The organism is Rhodococcus sp. ARP2 (assembly GCF_001029585.1).
Classification (GTDB): Bacteria; Actinomycetota; Actinomycetes; order Mycobacteriales; family Mycobacteriaceae; genus Rhodococcus_F; species Rhodococcus_F erythropolis.
This window is the reverse complement of sequence record NZ_LEKE01000009.1, coordinates 1-2,140: the sequence shown is the minus strand read 5'-3', so window position 1 is coordinate 2,140 and position 2,140 is coordinate 1. Positions and strand designations below refer to the sequence as shown.

General features: G+C 61.8%; 2 protein-coding genes. Both read left to right on the top strand.

From position 1 onward, the window contains the following. Positions 1 to 1,013, top strand: a 1,013-nt coding sequence (locus ABX74_RS02145; protein ID WP_047888118.1) for an MCE family protein, incomplete at its 5' end; no start/stop codon positions are given. Then, the gene (locus ABX74_RS02140) at positions 1,013 to 2,086 is read left to right on the top strand and encodes an MCE family protein (RefSeq protein WP_019746824.1); all 1,074 of its coding nucleotides are present in this window, start codon (positions 1,013 to 1,015) and stop codon (positions 2,084 to 2,086) included. The genes ABX74_RS02145 and ABX74_RS02140, both read left to right, overlap by 1 nt. Positions 2,087 to 2,140 lie beyond the last annotated feature (54 nt).

The window sequence follows — 2,140 nt, the reverse complement described above, 5'->3', positions numbered from 1 at the left end:
TGTTCGTCACGCGTGACGAACACCAACTCACTCTCACTGCCGAATTCACCTCGACCGACGCCATCTTCACCGGAAACACGGTGACTATTCTGGGCGTTCCCAGCGGGAGGGTCGAGAGCGTCACGCCGGAAGGGTCCCGGGTACGAGTGGCGATGAGCCTGCCGTCCGGAACACGCATACCGGCCGACGCGCAGGCCTGGGTCCTGTCTCCTTCGGTCATCAGCGACCGCACGATCGAACTCGGCCCCGGCTACGAGGACGGTGAGTTCCTCGCGGACGGCGCAGTGATCCCTCTCGAACGAACTCACTCCCCTCTGACATGGGACCAGCTCACCGCATCGGTGAACGAACTGACGGTGGCGCTCGGCCCTGGCGCGGACGGCGGTGGGATCGGTGACCTCATCGGAGAAGGCGCCCACGCGTTGGACGGCAACGGGCAAGCATTCAACGATGCCGTTCGGTCCATCTCACAGGCTAGTTCGGTACTGGCGGGTGCAAGTCCCGACATCTCCGAACTCGTGAAGAACCTGAACACCCTCGTGCAGTTGATCGCGGACAACCAGACCAAGGTCGACTCGCTGTCGAATTCGGTGACAGTCACCGCCCGCGCGTTCAGTACCCAGCGAGAAGACATCAGCGGGGCGCTCGATTCCCTGACCACGTTGCTCGGACAGGTCTCAGCGCTACTCGCCGAACACGGCGAGGCGGTCACCGCCGATCTGGGTGTGCTCGCACAGTTGGCCGGTGCAGTCGCGACCAAACAGGACCAACTGCGCGAGATCATCGAAACGGCACCAACGGGATTCGAGAACGTCGCCAACCTCGTCACCGAAGAAGGTCGAGCCAGAGCGCGACTGAACGTCGCCACCGATCTCTCACAGTTCGACACGACGCGAGAACTGTGCGAGAAGATGCCGATTCCGCTGTGCACCGGGCCTGGGATCGTCAATCCCATCGAATTTCCTTCGGCAGGCAGCTCCGACCTGGCACGCATCCTCGGTGGGGGCAACTGATGGCGTCGAACAAGTCCGTGGTGAGCGTTGTCGTGGCACTTGTCATCGCGGCGCCGTTGACCGGCTGCAGTCTCAACTTCCAGCACCTCCCCCTCGGGCGCGGTCTGCCAGGAGAGTCGTACCCGCTGAACATGGAATTCGTCGATGCGTCATTACTCCCCGTCGGCGGCGAGGTGCGGATCGGCCAGGCAGTGGTCGGCAGAGTCACGTCGATGAGCGCGGAAACATTTGCAGCCGTAGTACATACAGAAATTGAATCGGACATCGAACTACCCGTCGGCACTCGCGCTCGGATCGAGCTGTCCACCCCGATCGGCGACGCATTTGTCAACCTCGAAGTTCCGGTCGATCCAACGGGCCCCAGGCTCGAACCAGGTTCCACCATCGCGCGATCGGAGACCGTGCGCGGACCCGATGTCGCACAACTGCTCGGCGCCGTCGGAACTCTGTTGAACGGCAGCGGGTTGGCGCAGGTCAAGAACATCGTCAGTGAGGCTGATCAGATTCTCGACGGCAGGGAGGAGACGATCCGCGATCTGCTTGCGCGCCTTGACACTTTTCTCGGAACACTTGACGACCGAAAGGAATCGATCAATTCGGCACTGAATTCACTGAACCGGCTCAGCGCTCTGATCGGTGACGAGAGCGCCACCATCGACGAAGGCTTGCGAACACTCACACCCGCATTGGGCGTGATCGCCGACCAACGACAACCGCTCCTCGATCTTCTCGACGAAACCGATCGGCTCAGTACCGCAACCAATTCCGTGCTCGACCAGTCGGCCGACCAGATTTCCGAGATCACCGGACGACTGTCACCCATCCTCGACCAGTTCTCGGCAATGGGCCCGACTCTGAGTGAGACCATGTCCAACCTGGACAACGCGAGAGTGCTCCTCGAGCGCGCCAGCCCAGGTGATTACGTGAACATCGACCTCGACGTCGATGTCGAGGGCACCGTGACCGGGGTGCTCAACGAGATAATTCCGGGCGCCGCACCGCCACTGCCACCTCTGCCCGCCTCCGATCGGGAACTGCCGATCACGACACCCCTGCAAGGAGGAACGCGATGAAGAACCGAACCGTCTATTTCGAGATCGTCGCCTTTCTCCTCATCGCGGTGGTCA